This is a genomic window from Delftia sp. HK171, assembly GCF_001886655.1.
Taxonomy (GTDB): domain Bacteria; phylum Pseudomonadota; class Gammaproteobacteria; order Burkholderiales; family Burkholderiaceae_C; genus Comamonas; species Comamonas acidovorans.
The window spans coordinates 4,404,066-4,424,850 of sequence record NZ_CP018101.1 but is presented as its reverse complement, the minus strand read 5'-3'; the positions used below and the strand labels follow the sequence as shown (position 1 = coordinate 4,424,850).

General features: G+C 68.3%; 18 protein-coding genes. 6 read left to right on the top strand and 12 right to left on the bottom strand.

The window, feature by feature from the left end; genetic code table 11:
- Positions 1-6: 6 nt before the first annotated feature.
- The 3 genes from BO996_RS19915 to BO996_RS19905 all read right to left on the bottom strand — a co-directional run bounded on the left by BO996_RS19915 (position 7) and on the right by BO996_RS19905 (position 5,184).
- Complete coding sequence (locus tag BO996_RS19915) at positions 7-4,002, bottom strand: TOMM system kinase/cyclase fusion protein (RefSeq protein ID WP_232240380.1); 3,996 nt, start codon at positions 4,000-4,002, stop codon at positions 7-9.
- A 257-nt stretch (positions 4,003-4,259) separates the two neighbouring features.
- Positions 4,260-4,607, bottom strand: a complete 348-nt coding sequence (locus tag BO996_RS19910; protein ID WP_034394948.1) for a low molecular weight protein tyrosine phosphatase family protein — start codon at positions 4,605-4,607, stop codon at positions 4,260-4,262.
- A 37-nt stretch (positions 4,608-4,644) separates the two neighbouring features.
- Complete coding sequence (locus BO996_RS19905) at positions 4,645-5,184, bottom strand: DUF6886 family protein (RefSeq protein WP_071956200.1); 540 nt, start codon at positions 5,182-5,184, stop codon at positions 4,645-4,647.
- Positions 5,185-5,294: 110 nt separating this feature from the next.
- Between BO996_RS19905 and BO996_RS19900 the strand changes: the two genes are divergently transcribed.
- A complete protein-coding gene (locus BO996_RS19900) occupies positions 5,295-5,699 on the top strand; it encodes a GFA family protein (protein ID WP_013801910.1) in 405 nt (134 codons plus the stop codon).
- A gap of 11 nt (positions 5,700-5,710) precedes the next feature.
- Positions 5,711-6,853, top strand: a complete 1,143-nt coding sequence (locus BO996_RS19895; protein ID WP_071956199.1) for a DSD1 family PLP-dependent enzyme — start codon at positions 5,711-5,713, stop codon at positions 6,851-6,853.
- Between the two features lie 75 nt (positions 6,854-6,928).
- On the opposite strand, the gene BO996_RS19890 is transcribed toward BO996_RS19895, so the two are convergent.
- Positions 6,929-7,936 carry a Bug family tripartite tricarboxylate transporter substrate binding protein gene (locus BO996_RS19890; RefSeq protein ID WP_013801912.1) on the bottom strand — a complete coding sequence of 336 codons (1,008 nt, stop codon included), beginning with the start codon at positions 7,934-7,936 and terminating at the stop codon, positions 6,929-6,931.
- Between the two features lie 204 nt (positions 7,937-8,140).
- Between BO996_RS19890 and BO996_RS19885 the strand changes: the two genes are divergently transcribed.
- Positions 8,141-9,040 carry a LysR family transcriptional regulator gene (locus BO996_RS19885; RefSeq protein ID WP_013801913.1) on the top strand — a complete coding sequence of 300 codons (900 nt, stop codon included), beginning with the start codon at positions 8,141-8,143 and terminating at the stop codon, positions 9,038-9,040.
- Positions 9,041-9,080: 40 nt separating this feature from the next.
- Here BO996_RS19885 and BO996_RS19880 read toward each other — a convergent pair whose 3' ends face one another.
- Positions 9,081-9,863 carry an IclR family transcriptional regulator domain-containing protein gene (locus BO996_RS19880; RefSeq protein WP_012206162.1) on the bottom strand — a complete coding sequence of 261 codons (783 nt, stop codon included), beginning with the start codon at positions 9,861-9,863 and terminating at the stop codon, positions 9,081-9,083.
- Between the two features lie 170 nt (positions 9,864-10,033).
- Here BO996_RS19880 and pobA point away from each other — a divergent pair, with 170 nt between their 5' ends.
- The 3 genes from pobA (at position 10,034) to BO996_RS19865 (ending at position 12,649) form a co-directional block, all read left to right on the top strand.
- On the top strand, positions 10,034-11,209 hold the full coding sequence (pobA, locus tag BO996_RS19875) for a 4-hydroxybenzoate 3-monooxygenase (RefSeq protein WP_013801914.1): 1,176 nt from the start codon (positions 10,034-10,036) through the stop codon (positions 11,207-11,209).
- 120 nt (positions 11,210-11,329) lie between these two features.
- Positions 11,330-12,112 (top strand): 2OG-Fe dioxygenase family protein, encoded by a 783-nt coding sequence (locus BO996_RS19870; RefSeq protein ID WP_043791151.1) that lies wholly within the window; start codon positions 11,330-11,332, stop codon positions 12,110-12,112.
- A gap of 99 nt (positions 12,113-12,211) precedes the next feature.
- Positions 12,212-12,649: a universal stress protein gene (locus BO996_RS19865; RefSeq protein ID WP_012206159.1), complete on the top strand. Its 438-nt coding sequence runs from the start codon at positions 12,212-12,214 to the stop codon at positions 12,647-12,649.
- A gap of 90 nt (positions 12,650-12,739) precedes the next feature.
- Here the strand turns inward: BO996_RS19865 and BO996_RS19860 are convergent, their stop codons facing one another.
- From BO996_RS19860 to BO996_RS19830, 7 genes are all read right to left on the bottom strand, one after another.
- Positions 12,740-13,294: a bacteriohemerythrin gene (locus BO996_RS19860; RefSeq protein WP_224986183.1), complete on the bottom strand. Its 555-nt coding sequence runs from the start codon at positions 13,292-13,294 to the stop codon at positions 12,740-12,742.
- 110 nt (positions 13,295-13,404) lie between these two features.
- Entirely contained in the window at positions 13,405-14,388 is a 984-nt protein-coding gene (locus BO996_RS19855) for a Bug family tripartite tricarboxylate transporter substrate binding protein (protein WP_071956198.1), read from the bottom strand.
- A gap of 254 nt (positions 14,389-14,642) precedes the next feature.
- A complete protein-coding gene (locus BO996_RS19850) occupies positions 14,643-15,935 on the bottom strand; it encodes a Zn-dependent hydrolase (protein WP_071956197.1) in 1,293 nt (430 codons plus the stop codon).
- A 66-nt stretch (positions 15,936-16,001) separates the two neighbouring features.
- On the bottom strand, positions 16,002-19,883 hold the full coding sequence (locus BO996_RS19845; RefSeq protein ID WP_198041249.1) for an ATP-binding protein: 3,882 nt from the start codon (positions 19,881-19,883) through the stop codon (positions 16,002-16,004).
- A 55-nt stretch (positions 19,884-19,938) separates the two neighbouring features.
- Positions 19,939-20,139 (bottom strand): hypothetical protein, encoded by a 201-nt coding sequence (locus tag BO996_RS19840; RefSeq protein WP_013801919.1) that lies wholly within the window; start codon positions 20,137-20,139, stop codon positions 19,939-19,941.
- Between the two features lies 1 nt (position 20,140).
- Complete coding sequence (locus BO996_RS19835) at positions 20,141-20,335, bottom strand: hypothetical protein (RefSeq protein ID WP_012206153.1); 195 nt, start codon at positions 20,333-20,335, stop codon at positions 20,141-20,143.
- Positions 20,336-20,383: 48 nt separating this feature from the next.
- Positions 20,384-20,722: a hypothetical protein gene (locus BO996_RS19830; RefSeq protein ID WP_043825251.1), complete on the bottom strand. Its 339-nt coding sequence runs from the start codon at positions 20,720-20,722 to the stop codon at positions 20,384-20,386.
- Positions 20,723-20,785: the final 63 nt, after the last annotated feature.

The window sequence follows — 20,785 nt, the reverse complement described above, 5'->3', positions numbered from 1 at the left end:
CTCGGTTCAAGAAAAATGCGCCTGGCCGGGCAGGGGCCCTGACAGGAGCACGGACAGTTCAGGCCGCAATGCGGCCAGCTCACTCAGGCGCGCGGCCACGTCCGGCCTGGCGGGTGCCAGGGCCTGCGACAGGGCCAGCGCCTCGGTTTCGGTGCGGTACTTGCCGGCGGTGCGCGCAGTCCCTGCCGCCTGGGCCAGGCTGTCCTGCACGGCTGCGTGGTCGGCGCCCATGGCCAGCAGGAAGCGGGCCTTCTTCAGGTGCAGCTCGCTGCTGTGCAGCCGTTCGTCCAGCACGTCGGCCAGGCGCAGGCACTCGTCGATCTTGTCCAGGGCCTCGGCCCAGCGCCCGCTGGCCGCCAGCATTTCGGCGACGAAGGAGCGGTAGTAGGTCTGGCAGTAGCGGCAGCCCATGTCCCAGAGCAGCTGCGCCGTGCCGCTGGCGCGTTCAATGCCCTCGGCGCTGGCGCTGCCTGCGCCGTCACCCAGCGCCCAGCAGCGGATGATGTCCGCATAGCCCGAGAACGCGGGCAGGCCGTAGCGGGCCGTGATGTCCAGCAGCTCGCCCGTGGTGGCCAATGCGCTTTCCTTGTCGCCACGCGCCTGGTGGACCAGGGCCTGGTAGAGCAGGGCCATGCTCAGGGATGGGATGTGCGAGACCTCGTGCGCCAGGCGCACGGCGTCGTTCGCATCGGCCAGCGCGGCCTGGTCGAAGCCGGCGAACCAGCGCACCAGGGCGCGCCCGCAGGTGGCCCAGACGCGCGTGTCGAAGCCGAACTCGGCCGCATGGTGGGCATGGGCCACGGGGTCGTAGCGGGTGATGGCGTCGGTCAGCGCTTCTTCGGCCTGCTCGAATCGGCCGTCGGAGTAGTGGGCCAGGCCCAGGTAGGTCTGGGCGGCCACCAGCACGCCCGTGTCCTGCTGGCGCACGGCCTGCTCCAGCAGGCGGTGGCTGAGCTGGCGCACTTCCTCGCGGTTGCTGGCCACGTGGTGGTAGGTGATCAGCATCCACAGGTGCTGCACCTGCTTGTAGTCGGCCACCGCATTGGCGCCGGGGCCGGCCAGCAGCTCCTGCGACAGCGCGATGCTTTCCACCACCTGGGCATGGGCCCAGCCGTGCTTGTTCATCAGCGCCTGGGTCACGTAGCTGTTGACGTCCAGCCGCGCCTCGCGCTGGGCCACGCCCTGGAGCTGGTGCAGCCAGTCGTCGATGTGGCGCGCGTAGGCAATGGTTTCATCGTTGAGCGAGCGCAGCTGCGTGATGCGCAACTGCCGCACCGCAAGCGCCACGGCCTGGGCATGGTCGCCCGCGTCTGCCCAGTGCTGGGCCACGCCTGCGGGTTCTGCGGCAACGCGCTGGGGCTGGTGCTGCATCAGGGCCAGGGCCACGTCGCGGTGCAGCAGCCGGCGCTGCGATGCCAGCATGCATTCGTAGGCCGTGTCGCGGATCAGCGCGTGGCGGAACATGAAGGCGCCGGCGCCCGCACGTTCATCGGCAATGACCAGGCCGGCCTGGCCCAGCTGCGCCAGTTCCTGCTCGACCTCGCCTTGCGGGCGTTCCACGCAGGCGCACAGCAGGCTGAAGTCGAAGTGCCGGCCCATGGTGGCGGCCAGTTGCAGCAGCGGCTTGAGCGGGCCGATGCGGTCAAAGCGGCTGACCAGCGAGTCGCGCAGGGTCAACGGAATGGCGGCCGGCAGCCCGGCATGGCGAAAGTCCCAGACGCCGTCCTGCTCCACCAGGTGGGCATCCAGCAGCATGCGCGCCATTTCCTGGATGAACAGCGGCACGCCGTCGGTGCGCTCCACCACGTGGCGGATCACGGCGGGGCTGAGCCTGCGCGGCGCCAGCGTCTGGCGGGCCAGCTCGGTGGCCTGCGCGTCTTCCAGGCGCCGCACGTCCACGCACTCGGCCTGCAGGCCTTCGGGCGGCTGCCACTGCGGCCGCGCCGTGAGCACCAGCAGCACGCGCCGCCCGGGCAGGCGCGCTACCAGTTGCTCCAGCAGTTCGATGCTGGTGGGGTCGGCCCAGTGCACGTCCTCGACGACCAGCAGCAAGGGCTCGGCTTCGGACATGTGCAGCAGCCATTGCGCGGTGGACTGCAGCAGCAGCGCCCTTTGCATGACGGCGGAGATGCGGCTGGGCTCGCAGTCGCCCAGGGGCAGCGAGAGCCAGGCGCACAGAATGGGCAGGGCGGCCTCGGCATCGCAGCCTGCGGCGCGCAGGGCTTCGCGCATCTGCTCGCGGTGGTCCTGCGGGGGATCGGCTGCCTCCAGCCGCTGCCGTATCAGGCCCAGGAAAGGGGTCAGCGCGGTGTTGCGGTGCTCGGGCTGGCATTGCAGCACCACGGTGTTCGCGCCCTGTGTCCTGGCGTGGACGAGCAGCATGTCGGCCAGGCAGGATTTGCCGATGCCCGGCTCGCCGCGAATCCACAGCGCATTGCCCCCGGCTTCGCGGGCCCGCGCCCATGCGTCGTTCAGGCGCTGCAGTTCGGGTTCGCGGCCTATGCACTGCAAGGCCGCATCGGACACAGGCCCTGGCAGTGGCTCGGCCGGCTGCTCCAGCTCCAGGCGATAGGTCTGCATGCCCGTGGGCTGGCCGGGCAGGCGCAGGCTGCCGGCTTTCTCGAAGCGCGCATGGCGGGCCAGCAGGCGATGGCTGCTTTCGCTGGCCAGCAGGGTGCCCGCATCGGCGATGGCCTCCAGCCGCATGGCCACGTTGACGGCATGGCCCGAGGGTGCTTCGCCGCCGACCACCACGGCCATGCCGGTGTGCAGGCCCATGCGGATTCCGAGGTGCAGTCCGTGGACCTGCTCGATGGCGGCCGCGCGGCTGCGGCTGAGCGTCAGCAGCTCCTGCGCCGTCATGCCGGCCTGGCGGGCATCGGTGTCGCTGGTGTGCGGGTAGCCGAAGAGCACCAGCATGCGGTCGCCCAGCGTGCCCGCCAGCATGCCTCCGCGCCGGGTGGCAACGTCGGAGAACAGCGTGAGTTCCTCGCGCTGCAGCAGTTCGATGTCTTCGATGTTCAGGCCCTGCGAGGGCTGGCCTGCGGTGCGTGCCGCGCTGTCCATGCCGTGGATGTCGCTGCCCGGCCACAGGGAGACGCTGCAGCACAGCACGGTGAGCTGGCGCACTTCGGAGAACACGCGTGTGGTGGCCACGGTGCGTGTCAGGTCTGCCTGCTGCACCTGGGCGGCGGCGGGCAACTGGCCCACCAGATCGTCCAGCCGCACGCGCATGAGGTCCCTGAGCAGGGCCGCCGCCGAGTCGCTGCGCTCCGCGGGCCGCTTCTTGAGCGCCTTGCGCAGCAAGGTGGCGATGGGGTGGGTGGAGATGGCCGGCGGCAGCTGCACTTCCTGCGGGCTGAGCTGGCGGTGCACGATCTCGGCCACCGAAGCGCCCTGCACGGCGGGCGTGCCCGTCAGGCATTCGAGGAACATCAGTCCCCAGGCATACAGGTCGGTGCGGGCGCTGGGCGGCTCGCCGCGCAGCTGCTCGGGGGCGCTGTAGGCCGGCGTGCCCAGGCATTCGTCGCCCATGGTGAGCTGCGAGACCTGCGGGCCGGCAAACTGCGGAATGACGGTGCCGATGCCGAAGTCCAGCACCATGGCGTGCCGCACGGCGCCCGTGGAGGTGACCATCACGTTGTCAGGCTTGAGGTCGCGGTGCACGATGCCGGCGGCATGCGCGCAGTCCAGCGCATCGAGCACCTCGGCCATGAGGCGGCCGGCCTCGGCGGCAGTCAGCACGCCCTGGCGGCGGATCAGGCTTTTGAGGGTCTCGCCGGGCACATATTCGAAGACGCCGTAGACGCAGTCGCCTTGCTCGCCCTTGTCCAGCAACTGGACGATGTGCGGATGGTGCAGGGACGCGCACAGCATGGTCTCGCGGTGGAAGCGCTCCACCTGGCGGCCGCCTTCCTGCAGCCTGACGACCTTGATGGCCACCGATGCACCCGTGCGCCGGTGGCGCGCGCGGTAGACGGTGCCGTAGCCACCCGATCCCAAGGTTTCCAGCAGTTCGTAATCGGGTATTTCCAGGGGGCTGGCGCCACCGGGGTCACCGCAGCTTGCGTGGGGTTGGTGATGGCATCGTGCATTTCAGCCTCGGTTGGGGGTCCTCCTGGAGGGTATCCAGTCGTCCATTTGTCATACGGCAGACCGTGCTTTTGATACCGTTCGTTACTATAGCGTACGTCCGAATGCAATTGACTGTTTTTGCCTACGTGCTTGCCTATGGTTGCCGTCGCCGTGGCGTCCGGCGCTCAGTCCAGTTGCAGCAGTGCGCTGACGGCGGTCTGCAGCATGTCCACCAGCTCGGGGTCCATGTAGCGGTACTCATCAGGGATATCGAGCACATGCACGCGCTTTTGCGCCAGCAGCCGGCCGAAATCGGCCTTGAGGCGGGACTGGTGCCTTTCCTCCATCACGAGAATCACGTCGGCCCAGGCCACATCGTCGGCCGACACGCGGTGGCGGGCGCCCGCACTGGTGCCGCCCGAGCGCACCTGCAAGGCAGGGTGCCTGCGCCAGACCTGCTCTGCCGTGGGGCTGCGCCACTGGTTGCGGCTGCAGACGAAGAGGACCTTGAGGCGGTTGTCATTGCGGGGCATGTTGGAAAGAGGCGTTGGTCTTTGAATGCAAGTGCGCTCAGGCCCAGCTGGCCGCATTGCGCAGCCGTATGCCGCTGGCATGCAGCGAGCTGTCCCAGACGCCGCGCAGCGGCTGCAGCGAATCGACGATGCGCAGCTCGGTGCCGCATTCCGCTAGCGCTTGCGGCAGATCGACCAGCAGGTCCCGGCGCAGGGGCTGCACGGCCTGCCGGCTCACGTACATGCCGGCGTCCTCCAGGCTTTCAAACGTATCGGCTGGCAGCTCGTACCGGTGGATCCGGGCCGCTTGCAGGCGCGCGGCCCAGGCGGTCTCCACATAGGCCACGGCCAGCGCTCCATCGGGCAGGGCGTTCAGCCATTGGGCCCTGTCTTCGCGGGTGCTGTGCTCGTGCGGCCATATGACGATGCGCGGGCATTCGCGCGGAAACAGGTACAGCCGCTGATGCGTCTGGGCGATGGCCCACACCAGGGGGCCGTTGAGCCATTCCTGCCCCTGGCGGCGGGGTGCCGCCTTCAGGACCGGGCGGGGCTGGAATTGCCGGATATCTCCGTCTTCGCTGAAGTGAAAAAGCTGCATGGCGCGCAGTGTAGGGCGCCGCGGTTTGCAGGTGCTGCGCCATCGCCTATGATGCGCGGCACCTGTGAATAATCACAGCTACTTGCAACCCACGGAAAGGTCCACGCACCATGAACGGTCATTGTCTTTGCGGCGCAGTCAGCTTTGTCTCTCCCCAGGCCCGGGAAATCGGCGCCTGTCACTGTGGATACTGCCGGCGCTGGGGCGGTGGCCCCATGCTGGCGGTGCATTGCGGGCCCGATGTGAAGTTCGAGGGCGGCGAGCACATAGGCACCTATGCATCCTCCGAATGGGCCGAGCGCGCCTTCTGCAGGCAATGCGGCACGCACCTGTACTACCGGCTGCACGCCACGGGCGAGTACTTCGTGCCGGCCGGCGCCTTCGAGTCGCAGGACTTCGAGCTGGCCACGCAGATCTACATCGACAAGAAGCCCGGCTACTACGACTTCGCCAACCAGACGCCGACCATGACCGAGGCCGAGGTCATCGCCCAGTACGCGCCCCCGCAGGAATGAGGCACAGCCCCATGCCCCTGCACGATGACTCCAGCGGCCTGGCAATGGAGCCTGCCGCACGGCCCGGCGATCCACTCGACCGGGTCGATACACCCAGCCTGGCGCTGGACCTGACCGTCTTCGACGCCAACCTGCGCACCATGCAGGACTGGGCCGACCGCCACGGCGTGGCGCTGCGCCCGCATGCCAAGGCGCACAAGTGCCCCCAGATCGCGCTGCGCCAGCTGGCGCTGGGTGCGCGCGGCATCTGCTGCCAGAAGGTGAGCGAGGCCGTGCCCTTTGTGGCGGCCGGCGTGCGCGACATCCTGATCAGCAACGAGGTCGTGGGACCCGCCAAGCACGCGCTGCTGGCCCGGCTGGCGCGCACGGCGCGCATGGCCGTGTGCGTGGACAACGCGGCCAACCTGGTGCAGTTGTCCGAGGCCATGTCGCAGGCGGGCGTGGAGATCGACGTGCTGGTCGAGGTGGACGTGGGCCAGGGCCGCTGCGGCGTCACGGGCCCCGAGGCCGTGCTGGCCCTGGCGCGGCAGGCGCATGACCTGCCGGGCGTGAATTTCGCGGGCCTGCAGGCCTACCACGGCGCGGTGCAGCACCGGCGCAGCCGCGAAGAGCGTGCGCAGGTCTGCCGGGAGGCGGCGCGCCAGGCGGCGGCATGCGCGCAACTGCTGCGCGACAACGGCATGGCCTGCCACACCATCACGGGCGGCGGCACGGGCAGCGTGGAGTTCGACGCGGCCAGCGGCGTCTACACCGAGCTGCAGCCGGGCTCCTATGCCTTCATGGATGGCGACTACGGCGCCAACGAGTGGGACGGGACGCTGGCCTTTCGCAGCAGCCTGTACCTGCTGTCCACGGTGATGAGCACGCCCGCGCCGGACCGCGTCATCCTGGACGTGGGCCTGAAGTCCACCTCGGCCGAATGCGGGCCGCCTGCCGTGTACAGCACGCCGGGCCTGCGCTGCGTCGCCATCAACGACGAGCACAGCGTGGTGCGCGTGGAGCCGGGCGCCCAGGCGCCCGCCCTGGGCAGCGTTCTGCAGCTGCTGCCCTCCCACGTGGACCCGACATTCAACCTGCACGACGAGCTTGTGGTGCTGCAGGACGGCGTGGTGCACGCGCTGTGGCCGATTGCGGCGCGCGGGCTGTCGCGCTGAAGACGGCATGAAAGAAGCCGCCGGCCTTGCGGCACGGCGGCTTTTTTGCGTCTGCGGCCTGCTGTGGCCTGTGGCTTACAGCTCGATCTTGGCGCGGCGGATCACGTCGCCAAAGCGCTTGTTCTCTTCGACGATGAAGGCCTTGAACTCCTCGGGCGTGGGGAAGTAGTTCTCGTAGCCGAAGGTCTGGAACTTGGGCTGGATGTCAGGCTCGCGCAGGACTTTCATGGTGTCCTGGCGGATCTTCTCGACCACGGCGGGCGGCGTGGACTTGGAGACGGCAAAGGCATTCCAGCCGGTGACCACGGCATCGGCCGGGCCGCCCGATTCGGCCACGGTGGGCACGTCTTCATAGCCCTTGAGGCGGTGGGGTGCCAGCACGGCCAGGAAGCGCAGCTTGCCCGAACGCATCAGCGGGCCGGCCGTGCCCGAGGAGCCCAGCGCAAAGGCCAGCTCGCCCGTGGCCACGCTGGTGTACAGCTGGCTGGTTTCCTTGTAGATGACGTGTTCCATCTTGGTGCCTGTCAGCGACTCCAGCAGGGCCGAGCCCAGGTGCACCGGATTGCCCACGGACCACGAGCCGTAGTTCAGCTTGCCGGGGCGCGCCTTGGCGTCGGCAATCAGGTCGGCCACGGTCTTGTAGGGGCTGTTGACCGGCACGCAGACGAAGAAGAAGGTGCGAAACAGCGGCAGGACGACCTCGAAGTCCTTGTCGATGTTGTAGGGCAGCTTCTTGAACAGGTGGGGATAGGCGGCCAGGTGGACGTTGTCCAGCTGGATGATGTCCGTGCCGTCGGTGGCGCCGCGCTTGAAGGCCTCGATGGCGATGAAGCCGTTGCCGCCGGGGCGGTTTTCCACGATGACGGGCTGGTTCCACAGGCGCGCCAGCTTGTCGGCCACGAGGCGCGAAGTGCCGTCCGGCCCGCCGCCCACGGGGAACGGATTGATGATGCGCACCTGCTTGGTGGGCCAGTTGGCGGCGGCACCCGATTGGGCACGCGCAGGCGCCAGCGCGCCCAGGGCCAGGGCGCCAAGGGCGAGGCCCGCCTGGCGGCGATTGATGCTGAAGGCGCTGTCTTTCATGGTTTGTCTCCGAGTCGCTGTTGGGCTTGCTGGGTGGCTTGGCCCTATGCCGGGAATGCACGGGCCGCTCTTGTTTTCTACGCTCTCTTGCGGGAGCGGCTGGATCATCCAGTCGCCGCATTGTGTCAGTTCGCCGCAAAGCACCTAGCCATGGCTGCCGCTAGCAGCTATAGCAAAATGGCATAAGTGAGGAGACGATAGAACATGAATTTGCAGCAGATAGAGACCTTTGTGCATGTGGCCGAGACCGGCAGCTTCAGCAAGGCGGCCGTGCTGCTGGAGACGGCCCAGCCCGCACTGAGCCGCCAGGTGCGGGCGCTGGAGACCGAGCTGCGCGAAACCCTGCTGATCCGCACCGGCCGCGGCGTGACGCTGACCGACGCGGGCCGCCGCCTGCTGGAGCACGGCCACGCCATCATGCAGCGTGTGGCGCTGGCCAAGGAGGATCTGGGCAGCCAGCGCGACGAGCCCGTGGGCCGCATCGTGGTGGGCCTGCCACCCAGCCTGGCGCGGCGCCTGACGCTGCCGCTGATCGACCTGTTCAGCAAGGACATGCCCAAGGCCCGCCTGGCCGTGGTCGAGGGCTTTTCCATGAACATCGCCGAATGGCTGACTTCGGGCCGCATGGACCTGGGCCTGGTCTACACGCCCGAGCCGCATCCGCACATCGAGGTCACGCCCGTGCTGGAAGAGCGCCTGTGCCTGATCGGCCCGGCGCGCACCCTGGGCGGGCGCAGCGGCGTGCGCTTTGACGAGCTGTCGCAGTTCCCATTGATCATGCCGCAGCACGGTCAGATCTTCCGCAAGCTGATGGAAGCGCAGGCCACGCTGTCCCAGGTCAAGCTCAACGTGGTCTGGGAAGTGTCCAGCGTGCCGGCCATCCTGGACCTGGTGCGCGGCGGTTACGGCTACGCCGCGCTGACCGACAGCGCCATGCGCAGCCACCTGACCGATGCCGAGCTGGTGGGCATTCCCATCGAGTCGCCCCATGTGGTGAGCACGCTGTGCCTGGCGCAGTCGGCCAAGAAAAAGGCCACGCCGCTGATCCGCAAGACCTCGCTGGCCCTGCGCGAACTGAGCCAGCAGGTGTGCGCGCCGCTCTGAGCGGCTGCAGCGACGGCGGCAGGCCGCAGGTCAGCAGGTCTCAGAGCAGCGGCCGCAGCTCCCGCGCCGCCTCCTGCAGCAGCGGCAGCAGCTCGGCCGCCATGTCGGCGGGCGCCATGCGCTGGGGCGAGGTCACGATGTTGAGCGCGGCCACCGTGCGGCCCTCCATGTTGCGCAGCGGCACGGCCAGGGCCTGCACGGCCAGCTCATGCTCTTCCAGGGCCAGGCAGAAATCCTGGCGGCGCACTTCGTCCAGCACGCCTTCCAGCGCGGCGCTGTCCGTCACCGTGTGGGCGGTCAGGCGCCGCAGATCGTGCGATGCCAGCCATTGCCTGAGCTCGGCCGCAGGTAGCGCGGCCAGCAGCACGCGGCCCGTGGAGGTGGCATGGGCGGGCAGGCGGCTGCCCAGGTGCAGGCCGTGGGCCATGAGGCGCTGGCCGCGCTCGTGCAGGGCGCTGCGCGCCACGATGACCACCTCGTGGCCATCGCGCACCACGCAGGAAAACGACAGCTGGGTCTGCGCCGCCAGCCGGTAGAGCACGGGCTGGACGATGCGCGGCAGCCGCGCCGAGGCCAGGTAGCTGCCCGACAGCCGCAGCACCTTGGGCGCCAGCCAGAAATGGCTGCCGTCCGTCTCCAGGTAACCCAGGTGCGTCAAGGTCAGCAGATGGCGGCGCGCGGCCGTGCGCGTGATGCCAGAGCGCTCGGCCGCCATGGTGGCGTTCAGGCGCTGGCGCTCGGTGTCGAAGCTCTCCAGCACGGCCAGGCCCTTGGCCAGTCCGGCGATGAAGTCATCCGGGTCGATGGGAAAGGGCTGGTTCATGGGCGGAGAGGGCGGGCATGCAGGTAGTGCGCGATTGTCGCGCAGATTGCGCGATCACCGCGCAACGCGTGCTGCAGCCTCTCGTCTTTGCGCTGCCTCAAAACTAATCTTGTGCGCAGGCCATGGCATGAACCGGCCATGACATCGAACAACGCAACGGAGACAAATCAATGCGCACCCAAGTCGCCATCATCGGTGCAGGCCCTGCCGGCCTGCTTCTCGGCCAGCTGCTGTACCGCGCGGGCATAGACAACGTCATCATCGAGCAGCGCAGCGCCGACTACGTGCTGGGCCGCATCCGCGCCGGCGTGCTCGAACAGGTCACCGTGGACCTGCTGGAGCAGGCCGGTGCCGACGCCCGCATGCGCGCAGAAGGCCTGCCGCACGACGGCATCGAGCTGCTGTTCGGCGGCCAGCGCCACCGCATCGACCTGCATGGCCTGACCGGCGGCAAGCGCGTCATGGTCTACGGCCAGACCGAGGTCACGCGCGACCTGATGGAAGTGCGTGCCGCCGAGGGCCTGACCACGGTCTACGAGGCCAGCAACGTGCAGCCCGTGGGCTTCGATGGCGACAGCCCCGTCGTGCGCTATGAGAAGGACGGCCAGGTCCATGAGCTGCAATGCGACTTCATCGCCGGCTGCGACGGCTTTCACGGCATCTGCCGCGCCAGCGTGCCCCAGGACAAGGTGCGCACCTTCGAGAAGGTCTACCCCTTCGGCTGGCTGGGCCTGCTGTCGGACACGCCGCCCGTCTCGCACGAACTGATCTACGCCCAGACCGAGCGCGGCTTCGCACTGTGCAGCCAGCGCAGCGCCACGCGCAGCCGCTACTACCTGCAGGTGCCGCTGACCGAAAAGGTCGAGGACTGGAGCGACGAGGCCTTCTGGAACGAACTGCGCCTGCGCCTGGACCCCGAGGCCCGCGAGCGCCTGGTGACCGGCCCCTCGCTGGAAAAGAGCATTGCCCCGCTGCGCAGCTTCGTGACCGAGCCCATGCGCTTCGGCCGCCTGTTCCTTGCCGGCGACGCGGCCCACATCGTGCCGCCCACGGGCGCCAAGGGCCTGAACCTGGCCGCCTCGGACGTGGGCTACCTGTCCAGCGCCTTCGCGCAGTACTACCGCGACAAGGCGCCCGAAGGCATCGACGGCTACTCCGAGCAATGCCTGCGCCGCGTCTGGAAGGCCGAGCGTTTTTCGTGGTGGATGACCTCGCTCATGCACCGCTTCCCCGATGCGGGCGGCTTCGACACCAAGGTGCAGGAGGCGGAACTGGACTACATCGTCAACTCCCGTGCAGGCTCGACCTCGCTGGCGGAGAACTATGTGGGGTTGCCGCTGGTGTGAGCCCAGGGCAATAGCGAGGGGCTGCGCCTGCATTGATGCGCGTCTGTCGCCACAGCATTGCGCAAATTTGCAGCCCGCCTCGCCCGGACGGGTGCGGGCGAGGAGTAAGCTTGTCGGGTTATGGCGCACATCACGTTTCCCCCTCCCTATATCGCCCCCCAGAATGCAGCGCAGTCGCTGCGCGACGCAGGCTATGCGGTGCTGCGCCCCGATGAATTCGCGGCCTGGGCAGGCGTGTCATTGACCGAGCTGCATGCGCTCGATGCCGACTGGGCCCAGCTGCCGCCCGATGCCTTTCTGAAGGACGGCGGGCGCTACCGGCGCCGCCGCCATTCCTGCTTCATCGCGGGGCAGGACGGGCTGCAGCAGGTGGAGCACCGCGCGCACTGGCAGCCGGTGGAATACAACGCCCTGCATGGCGGCATGCTGCGCATGTTCGATCCCATGCGCGACGCCACGGCGCAAAGCGCCACTTGGAGCCGGCTGCTGCTGGCGCTGGCGGGCCTGTCCGACCAGGTGTTCTGCGCCCAGGGCGATGATGTGCAGCACGAGCGCTGGTTCATCGAGTCCCACCAGTTCCGCATCGACACCACGGACGGCATTGGCCGGCCCACCCCCGAAGGCGCGCACCGCGACGGCGTGGACCTGGTGGCCGTGATCCTGGTCGGGCGCGAGGGCGTGAAGGGCGGCGAGACACGCATCTTCGAGGCCACGGGCCCCAGCGGCCAGCGCTTCACGCTGACCGAGCCCTGGTCGGTGATGCTGCTGGACGATGCCCGCATGATCCACGAGACCACGCCCATCCAGCCAGAGCAGCCGGGCGGCGTGCGCGATACCCTGGTGCTGACCTATCGCCGCCAGGGTTTCCAGGGCTCGGAGCTGACGCGTCGCCGCAAGGATTGATGCAGCTCAAGACGCTGGCGCATGATGGGCGCACACTTTGGTTCATCGACCCGGCCGCCTCCGATTGTTGACGGCGGCCAAGCACAAAGGAGAAAACGCATGTTCAAGCACATCCTGGTTCCCGTGGACGGCTCCAACAGCTCGATGCTGGCGGTTCACAAGGGCGTGGAGCTGGCCAAGGCCTTTGGCAGCACGCTGACGGCGGTCTACGTGGTGGACCCCTATCCGTTCACGGGCGTGGGCGCCGACTTCGCCTACGGCCAGTCGCAGTACCTGAGCGCGGCCACGGCCGAGGCCAACACCACGCTGGACGCCGTCAAGAAGATCACCGACGAGGCCGGCATCACCGCCACCACCGTGGTGGGCGAAGGCCATGCGGTGCACGAAGGCATCGTGCGCGTGCTCGAGAGCACGGGCGCCGACCTGATCATCATGGGCTCGCAAGGCCGCCGTGGCCTGGAAAAGCTGATGCTGGGCAGCGTGACCCAGCGCGTGCTGGGCGCCGTGCGCGTGCCGGTGCTGGTGGTGCGCGAGTAATCACCGGGCCGCTCGGCCCTTTGCCGGGTGAAACGTCAACGGCTCCCTCGGGAGCCGTTTTTGTTGGTGCGCTGCAGGGGGAGAGGGCGCTCAGCGATTGAGCAGCCGTGCCAGCCAGCCCTTTTTCTTGCGCTGCAGCTCCAGCTCCTGCAGCACTTCGTTCTTGAGCCTTTCCTTCTCGGCGGCAGGACTGGACTCGCGCGCCATGCGCAGATAGGCCTTGGCCGAGTCCACGTAGCCGGTGTCTTCGTTGCGGATGTGGTTGAACAGCCAGCGCGAGAGCATGCCGTGCAGCTCGGCGGCCACGTCCTCGCCCGCATCGAAGCGGGTCTGCATCTCGATCACGCGGCGCGTGAACAGCTCGTGCACCTTCTTGTGCGGGCCGGCGAACATGTAGCCGGCGCTCTCGATCAGGCTTTCCTCGAACACGAAGTGCGAGACGGTGTAGTCGATCATCTCGCCGATGACATCGCCCAGGGCCTCGCGGTCGGGCGACGAGCGCAGCTCGTAGAGCTTGTTGATGTAATCGACGATGCGGCGGTGCTGCCGGTCGATTTCTGCAATCCCGGTGTCCAGCTCGGGGACCCAGACCAGCAATGCCATGACGTTCTCCAGGAATTCGGTGATTTCCAGAGAAGTATTCACGGGACTGTCACATAGCTCCTTGATGCAGATCAGGCTGATCTGCATCAATGAAATGCGGCGTTGGCCATTGCAGGCGGTGCCGGGCATGCAGCCCTGGCACCGCAGGCATGTCACTCGATCTTGGCGCCCGAGGACTCGACGATCTGCTTGGACTGCTTGAAGTCGGCCTGGAACATCTTGTCGAAGTCGGCCACGCTCATGGACTGGGGCTCGGCGCCCTGGGTCTGGATGGCGTCGCGCACTTCGGGCATGGCCAGCAGCTTGTTCACTTCGGCGTTGACCTTGGTCACGACGGCCGTGGGCGTGCCCTTGGGCATGAACAGGCCGTACCAGGTGCTCACGTCAAAGCCCTTGAGGCCCGATTCGGCCAGCGTGGGCGTGTCGGGCAGCGAGGACGAGCGCTTGGCCGAGGTCACGGCGATGGCGCGCAGCTTGCCGGCCTTGATCTGGCCGATGGCCGAGGGCACGGAGGACACCAGCAGGTCCACGTTGCCGGCCAGCGCGTCCATCAATGCCGGATTGGAGCCCTTGTAGGGCACGTGCACCAGCTGGATGCCTGCGGCCTTCTCCAGCAGCACGCCCGAGATGTGGATGCTGGTGCCATTGCCCGGCGAGCCGTAGGTCACCTTGCCCGGGTGCTGCTTGGCAGCGGCCACGATGTCGGCCAGGGTCTTGTAGGGCGAGTTCACGCTGGTGGCGATCACGATGGGCGTGTAGGCCACGTGGGCCACGGGCACCAGGTCCTTGACCGGGTTCCAGGGCAGGTTCTTGTAGAGATAGGGGCCCAGGACCACGTTGTCCTTCTGGCCCATGACCATGTCGTAGCCCGTGGGCGCTGCCTTGGCGGCCTCGGTGATGCCGATGGTGCCGCCTGCGCCCGCGCGGTTGTCGGGCACCACGGTCCACTTGCTGACTTCGGTGAGCTTGTTGGACACCACGCGCGCGAGGATGTCGGTGCCGCCGCCGGGCGGGAAGGGCACGATCATGCGCACGGGCTTGTTCGGGTAGTCGGCAGCCGCACCTTGGGCGGCTGCGGAAAAGCTCATGCCCATGGCGGCGGCCACGGCGGTGCAGGTGATCAGTTGGCGGAACATGAAAGAAGAAACTCCAGGGTCTGATGGGGCGGTGCAACCCTCACGCAGCGGACCGGCAGTGCCGGGCCGCCCATGCGGTGGGTTGTCGATGATCGGGGAGGGTGGTTCCGCCATCTTGCATTGGGAAACCCGCTATTTGGGCGGATTTCCGCAATCTGTGCCACAGGGGCTTCCACCAAGGAGCAGCTTGTGCCTGCTCCAGAGGGAAGCGGGCTATTTTATGCCGCCTTGGTGCCTGGCCGCAGGCCAGGCGCTCAGGCCTGCGCCAACTGCCTGTCCAGCACGCGCACCGTCTCGTACAGCACGCGCGTGCCGTCCAGCAACTGGGCGGGTTCTATCCACTCCTCGGGCGCGTGGCTGCGGCCGTGGAGGCAGGGGATGAAGATCATGCCCATGGGTCCGGTGGGCGCCATGTAGACGGCGTCATGGCCGGCGCCGCTGGGCATGCGCATGTGGGCGTAGCCCAGGTTTGCGCAGGCCTGCTCCACGCCCTGCATGACCAGGGCAGCGCAGTCCGTGGGCTGGGAGCGGCTCACGTCGGCCATCTCGGCACGCACGCGCAAGGCGGCCAGGCCGGGCAGGACTTCGGCCAGCAGTTCCTCGGGGAAGCGCTCCAGCACGCCGGCGTGGTCGCTGCGCACTTCCATCATCATCTCGACCAGGCCAGGCACGGCGTTGGAGGCATTGGGCGTGAGCGAGAGCCGGCCCACGGTGGCCACCACATAGTGGGGTTGGCCATTGAGCGCGGCGGCCTTGCGGTTGGCCGCATCGATGATGCGCGCCGCGCCCACCAGCGCGTCCTGGCGTATGTCCATGGGCGTGGTGCCTGCGTGGTCGGCCTGGCCGCGCACGGTGAAGCTCACGCGGCGGATGCCCACGATGTTCGTCACCACGCCGATGGGCAGGCCGCGCTGCTCCAGCACCGGGCCCTGCTCTATGTGCAGTTCCACAAAAGCGGCCGTGCCGCCGGCGCTGCGCAGCGGGCGGTCCAGCGCCTCGGGCCGCGCGCCGATGCGGCGCATGCCTTCGGCCAGGGTTTCGCCTTGCGGGTTGCGGGCGGCCAGCATGGCGGCGTCCAGCTTGCCCGACAGCGCGCGGCTGCCTATGCAGGAGATGCCGTAGTCGCTGGGTTCTTCGGACAGGAAGTCGATCACCTCGAACGGGTGCTGCAGGGCGATGCCGTTTTCGTGCAGGCAGTGCGCGACCTCGATGCCGGCCAGCACGCCGATGATGCCGTCGAAGCGCCCGCCCATCATCACGGTGTCGCAGTGCGATCCGGTGGAGATGGGGGCGCGTTGCACCGGGCCTGGGGCAGCCGGCAGGCGGCCCACCAGGTTGCCGCCTTCATCCAGATGGACCTGCATGCCCGCAGCCTCGAACTGTCCGCGCAGCCAGGCGCGGGCCTGGTCGAATTCAGGGGAGAAGGCGCGGCGGGTCCACGGCACGTCGGGCAGGGTGAAGGTGGACAGGGTCTCCACGCGGCGCCACAGGCGCTCGGCATTGATGGGAGGAAGGTTGGGGGCGGAGGAAGCGGGCAGGGCGGTCATCGGTCTCGGTGGCGTCTGGGGCAGCTGGATCGGGCAGCCCGAATTCTCGCGCGAAAAAAGCAGTCCTCAGGGCAGGGGGCGCAGGCCCGCCAGCAGACGCTCGAGCGTGTCGAAGCTCACGGGTTTGACCAGGTGGTGGTCCATGCCGGCTTCCCGCGATCGTCTCAGGTCCTCCTCCTGCCCCCAGCCCGTGAGCGCGATCAGCACGACCTGGTCGCGGCCGTGCTCTGCACGGATGCGGCGGGCGACCTCCAGGCCGTCCATGCCGGGCAGGCCGATGTCCAGCAGCACCACTTCTGGCCTGAACGCCGCGTGCATGGCCAGGGCGCCGGGGCCGTCGCGGGCAATCTCGACTTCGGCGCCCAGCAGCCTGAGCAGCATGGCCAGGGTGTCGGCGGCGTCGATGTTGTCATCGACCACCAGGATGCGGCCGAAGGCCGTTGCATCCTCGGGCTGGGCATTCGGTGCCTGTCCCGCCAGGGGCTGCGCCTGGGTGGGCAGGGGCAGGTGCAGCCTGAATTCGCTGCCCTGGCCCTTGCCTTCGCTGAGCGCCTGCACGCTGCCGCCGTGCATCTCGACCAGGCTGCGCACCAGGGTCAGCCCGATGCCCAGGCCGCCCTGCCCACGGCGGCCGTTGCGGTCCACCTGCATGAACAGATCGAACACCTTGCCCAGCAGGGCGGGCGGGATGCCGATGCCGTTGTCGCGTACCGAGACCACGGCCTGCGCGCCATCGGTCCAGGCGGACAGAACGATGTGGCCGCCGGAGTGCGAGTACTTGGCGGCATTGTTGAGCAGGTTGGAGACCATCTGCGCCAGCCGCATCGGGTCGGCCAGCAGCGATACGGGCGCGGCGGGCAGCTCCAGGCGCAACTGGTGGCTGCCTGCCTCCATGACCGCGCCGCTGGCCGCCACCACGCCTTGCAGCACATCGTTCAGGTCCACCAGTTCCTTGCGCAACTGGACCTTGCCGGTGGTGATGCGCGAGACCTCCAGCAAGTCGTCCACCATGCGGATCATGTGGTTGACCTGGCGCTCCAGCATCTCGTGGCTGTGGCGCACGCTGTCGTCGCCGCTGGCGGTGCGCTTGAGGATTTGCAGGCCGTGGCTGATGGGCGCCAGTGGATTGCGCAGCTCATGCGCCAGCGTGGCCAGGAATTCGTCCTTGCGTCGGTCGGCTTCCTTGAGGTGGTGCTCGGCCTGTTTGAGTTCGGTGATGTCCTGGATGACGGAGCAGGTGCCTATGAGCTGGCCGTCGTCATCGCGCAGCGGCGCGCAGCTAACGCGCATCCACCATTCGCGGCCATCGTCGTCGGTGTGCAGCATCTCCAGACCCGGCATGACCACTTCGCCGCGCAGCGCGCGCTTGCCGGGCCAGTTCTCGGGGGCAATGGGCTGGCCCTTGTCATCCCATCCCTTCCAGCGCGGCATGCGGTCCGCCAGGGTGGAAGGAATGGCGCGCGGCACGAAGCGGTCCATGAGCGCATTGCTCAATACCATGGTGCCGCTCATGTCGGAGACGCCCACGCCCGCAGGCATCTGGTCGATGATGGCGCGCAGCTTTTTCTCGTTGGCCTGCACGGCGGCGTGGACCTGTTCGCGCACACGCACCAGCTGCAGCAGCGATGCGATGCGCGCCAGCAGCTCGCGCGCCGAAAAGGGCTTGACCAGGTAGTCGTCCGCGCCCGCGCGCAGGCCTTCGACCTGGGCCTCCTGGCCGGCCCGCGCGGACAGCATGATGACGGGAATGGCGCGCGTGGTCTCGTCACTGCGCAGCGCATGCAGCAGCTCGAAGCCGTCGAGCACGGGCATCATCACGTCGGCCAGCACCAGGTCGGGCCGCTGGCGGTGGATGCTGGCCAGCGCGGCGCGGCCATCGCCCACGATCTCCACTTCATACAGCGGCTCCAGCAACTGGCCGATGTAGCTGCGCATATCGGCGTTGTCATCGGCGCAGACGATGCGGGCACGCGGGGGCAGGGCACCACCGTGCATGTCCCGCTGCATGGGCCTGGCTTCGTCGCTGGCAGCCGGGGCGGGCTCGCCGGGCAGCCAGCGCAGGGCCTCATCCACCTGCGGGTGCGATGCAGGCGGGCGCGCGGGCCGGTGCTCGGCCGGAAGATGCGCATGCCCCCTGGGCAGGCGCACGGTGAAGCGGCTGCCTTCGCCCTCCGTGCTGCTGACCGTGACGGTGCCGCCATGCAGCCGAGCCAGCTCCTGCACCATGGCCAGGCCGATGCCCGTGCCCTCGTGCGTGCGGGCCGGCTTGCCGGGAATGCGGTGAAAACGCTGGAAGAGATGGGGCAGGTGCTGGGGCGCAATGCCCGATCCGGTGTCGGTGACGGACAGCTCCACGGCACCATCGGCCCCGCCCGCGCCGTGCGCATCGTGCGCATCATGCACATCGCGCAACGCCACTGCGATTTCGCCTTGCAGCGTGAACTTGAAGGCGTTGGACAGCAGGTTGAGCACGATTTTTTCGTACATGTCGCGGTCCACATGGACCGGTCCGTCCAGCGGCGGGCAATCCACGCGCAGCCGCAGGCCGGCTTGCTCCACGGCCGAGCGGAACATGCTGGCCAGCTCGGCCGTGGTGCGGGCCAGATCCGTGGGCTCATAGCTGGCCTGCATGCGCCCGGCCTCGATGCGCGAGAAGTCCAGCAGGGCATTGACCAGTTTTTGCAGGCGCAGCGCGTTGCGGTGGATCATCTGCGTCTGCCCGGCCGGCACCTGGCCGCCGTGCTCGCGCAGGGCATCTTCCAGCGGGCCCAGGATCAGGGTCAGCGGGGTGCGCAGCTCGTGGCTGACGTTGGAGAAGAACACGGTCTTGGCGTGGTCCACCTCGGCCAGGGCCTTGGCGCGCCGTGCTTCCTGCTCGTAGGCCTGGGCATGCGCGACCACGCTGCCCGTGTGGCTTGCCACCATGTCGAGGAAGGCGCAGTAGTCCACATCCAGCGGACGGCGCGGGCTGACGCCCAGCACCATCACGCCCGAGACCTGGCCGTCGCCCGACCAGCGCACAGGCACGATGCGCGCCAGACGCGAGGCCTCGGGCCAGGGGCCGCCGGGCAGGGACAGGCCCAAGGACGCCAGTTCCACATTGGCGGGCTGGCCCGGCTGGGCCGCCTGATGCGACTGATGCGCCTGGTCCGTTCGGTCCGTTCGGTCCACTCGGTCCGATGGATCGGATTGCACGGCCCGGTCCAGCGGCCAGCGCGATGGGTCGGCCGCCAGCTCCATGTCCAGATCCATGCCCGTGGCGCAGAGCATCCTGAAAGCCGGGCCGCTGGCGCCTGCGCTGCCCGCGGCAGGGGTGTCCACGCATTCGTAGATGATGGCGAAGGGCACGTCGTAGGGGTTCTCATCCAGCACGGCGCAGACTTTCTGGGCGGCGTCCCTGGCGTTGTGCATGTCCAGCGTGCGTATGCCCAGGCGGTGCAGCGTCTCCAGGCGCCTGCGGCTGACGATTTTTTCCGTGGTCTCGGTGCAGGGGCAGAACACGCCCTGCACGGTGACGCCGTCATCGGCCAGGATGGGGCCGTAAGTGAAGGTCACGAAGACCTCTTCCTGGGGCAGGTCGCGGTCGAAGAAGTAGCGGGCGTCGGTGGACCAGGTGGCCTCGCCGGTACGCATCACGCCTTCCAGCATGGGGCCGATATCGCTCCAGATCTCGCTCCAGCAGTGCGCGCCGGCCTGGCCCAGCGCCTGGGGGTGCTTGCTGGTTCCCAGGAAGGGGATATAGCCATCGTTGTAGATCAGGCGGAAGTCTTCGCCCCACCAGATGGTGATGGGAAAGCGCGAGCCCAGCGCCAGGCTCACGGCGTTGCGCAGGGTCTGCGGCCAGCCGCCCGGCGCTCCCAGGGGCGTGGCCGCCCAGTCGTGGGAACGCACGCGTGCCGGCATTTCGCCGCGCTGCGGCAGGAATCGAAAACTGTCTTCTGAGTTCACACTTTCTCCCACGGCAATTGCGGGTCTCGGGTCTCGGGCCTGGCCGCAGTCGCGGCTATTTTGACTTGGACTGGCCCGCTTGCCTGCCCCGGCCCGAGCCCGACAGCTTGCCGCCGCCGCTTTGCCTGTTCACGGTGGCCCAGGCGCGCTTTTCAGCTTCTTCGTGGCCCACGCCGCGCGACTCGTAGCTGTCTTCGATATGTCGAGCCTGGCGCTTTTGCTTATCGGTATAGGCCGATTTGTCACCTTGTGGCATGTCACTCTCCCTTGCGCGTCTGTTCCTGCTCCGGGGACGGTGGCAGCTCGATGGGCGGCGCCGTGGTGGGCGGGTCGATGGGCTCGGGCCCGCGCGGGCGGCCGGGCTGGCGGTTGGGATCATCGGGGGCCACGGGGTCGTTGGGCGTGGTCGGCACCTGGGGAATATTGGGTGCGTGAGGCAGAGGGTGGTTCATGGTGCGTGTCCTTTTGGGGGTGTGTGGTGATGAGGGGTGCATGCCCGCTCAACGCGCAGGCGTGGAGGTGGGGGCAGGCGTCGTGGCCGGATCAGCCTGCTGCGGCGCGGCGGAAGGCGCGGGCGGCGACACGGGCTGTGTCGCGGGAGACGGTGAGGGCGAAGGTGAGGGCAACGATGAGGGCGAAGGCGTTCCAGTCGCTCCAGTGGCGCTGGGTGCATCCAGCCGGCCCTTGGGGGCCATGAAGTTGAACATCAGCACCAGGATCAGTGCGACGGCGGCGGTGAGTGCGCCTATGCGCAGGGGCCAGCGTCCGTCGCGGATGTGGTTGTTCTCGCTTCGCTGGCGTTCGAGGGGGGCATGCATTCGGCGGGGTGAGTTGTCCATGGCGGGCTCCTTCAGTCCATGAGCTTTCACCTTAGGCCGGGCGGCGGCCTGCAACTGTCGGAC

Excerpts from the sequence above, each read along its gene's own strand:
- BO996_RS19885 (WP_013801913.1), top strand. The coding sequence starts at position 8,141 with ATGAATTTGCAGCAGATAGAGACCTTTGTGCATGTGGCCGAGACCGGC.
- BO996_RS19855 (WP_071956198.1), bottom strand. The coding sequence starts at position 14,388 with ATGTTCCGCCAACTGATCACCTGCACCGCCGTGGCCGCCGCCATGGGC.
- BO996_RS19895 (WP_071956199.1), top strand. The coding sequence starts at position 5,711 with ATGCCCCTGCACGATGACTCCAGCGGCCTGGCAATGGAGCCTGCCGCA.
- BO996_RS19835 (WP_012206153.1), bottom strand. The coding sequence starts at position 20,335 with ATGAACCACCCTCTGCCTCACGCACCCAATATTCCCCAGGTGCCGACC.
- pobA (WP_013801914.1), top strand. The coding sequence starts at position 10,034 with ATGCGCACCCAAGTCGCCATCATCGGTGCAGGCCCTGCCGGCCTGCTT.
- BO996_RS19900 (WP_013801910.1), top strand. The coding sequence starts at position 5,295 with ATGAACGGTCATTGTCTTTGCGGCGCAGTCAGCTTTGTCTCTCCCCAG.
- BO996_RS19840 (WP_013801919.1), bottom strand. The coding sequence starts at position 20,139 with ATGCCACAAGGTGACAAATCGGCCTATACCGATAAGCAAAAGCGCCAG.
- BO996_RS19890 (WP_013801912.1), bottom strand. The coding sequence starts at position 7,936 with ATGAAAGACAGCGCCTTCAGCATCAATCGCCGCCAGGCGGGCCTCGCC.
- BO996_RS19830 (WP_043825251.1), bottom strand. The coding sequence starts at position 20,722 with ATGGACAACTCACCCCGCCGAATGCATGCCCCCCTCGAACGCCAGCGA.
- BO996_RS19905 (WP_071956200.1), bottom strand. The coding sequence starts at position 5,184 with ATGCAGCTTTTTCACTTCAGCGAAGACGGAGATATCCGGCAATTCCAG.
- BO996_RS19880 (WP_012206162.1), bottom strand. The coding sequence starts at position 9,863 with ATGAACCAGCCCTTTCCCATCGACCCGGATGACTTCATCGCCGGACTG.
- BO996_RS19850 (WP_071956197.1), bottom strand. The coding sequence starts at position 15,935 with ATGACCGCCCTGCCCGCTTCCTCCGCCCCCAACCTTCCTCCCATCAAT.
- BO996_RS19910 (WP_034394948.1), bottom strand. The coding sequence starts at position 4,607 with ATGCCCCGCAATGACAACCGCCTCAAGGTCCTCTTCGTCTGCAGCCGC.
- BO996_RS19870 (WP_043791151.1), top strand. The coding sequence starts at position 11,330 with ATGGCGCACATCACGTTTCCCCCTCCCTATATCGCCCCCCAGAATGCA.
- BO996_RS19865 (WP_012206159.1), top strand. The coding sequence starts at position 12,212 with ATGTTCAAGCACATCCTGGTTCCCGTGGACGGCTCCAACAGCTCGATG.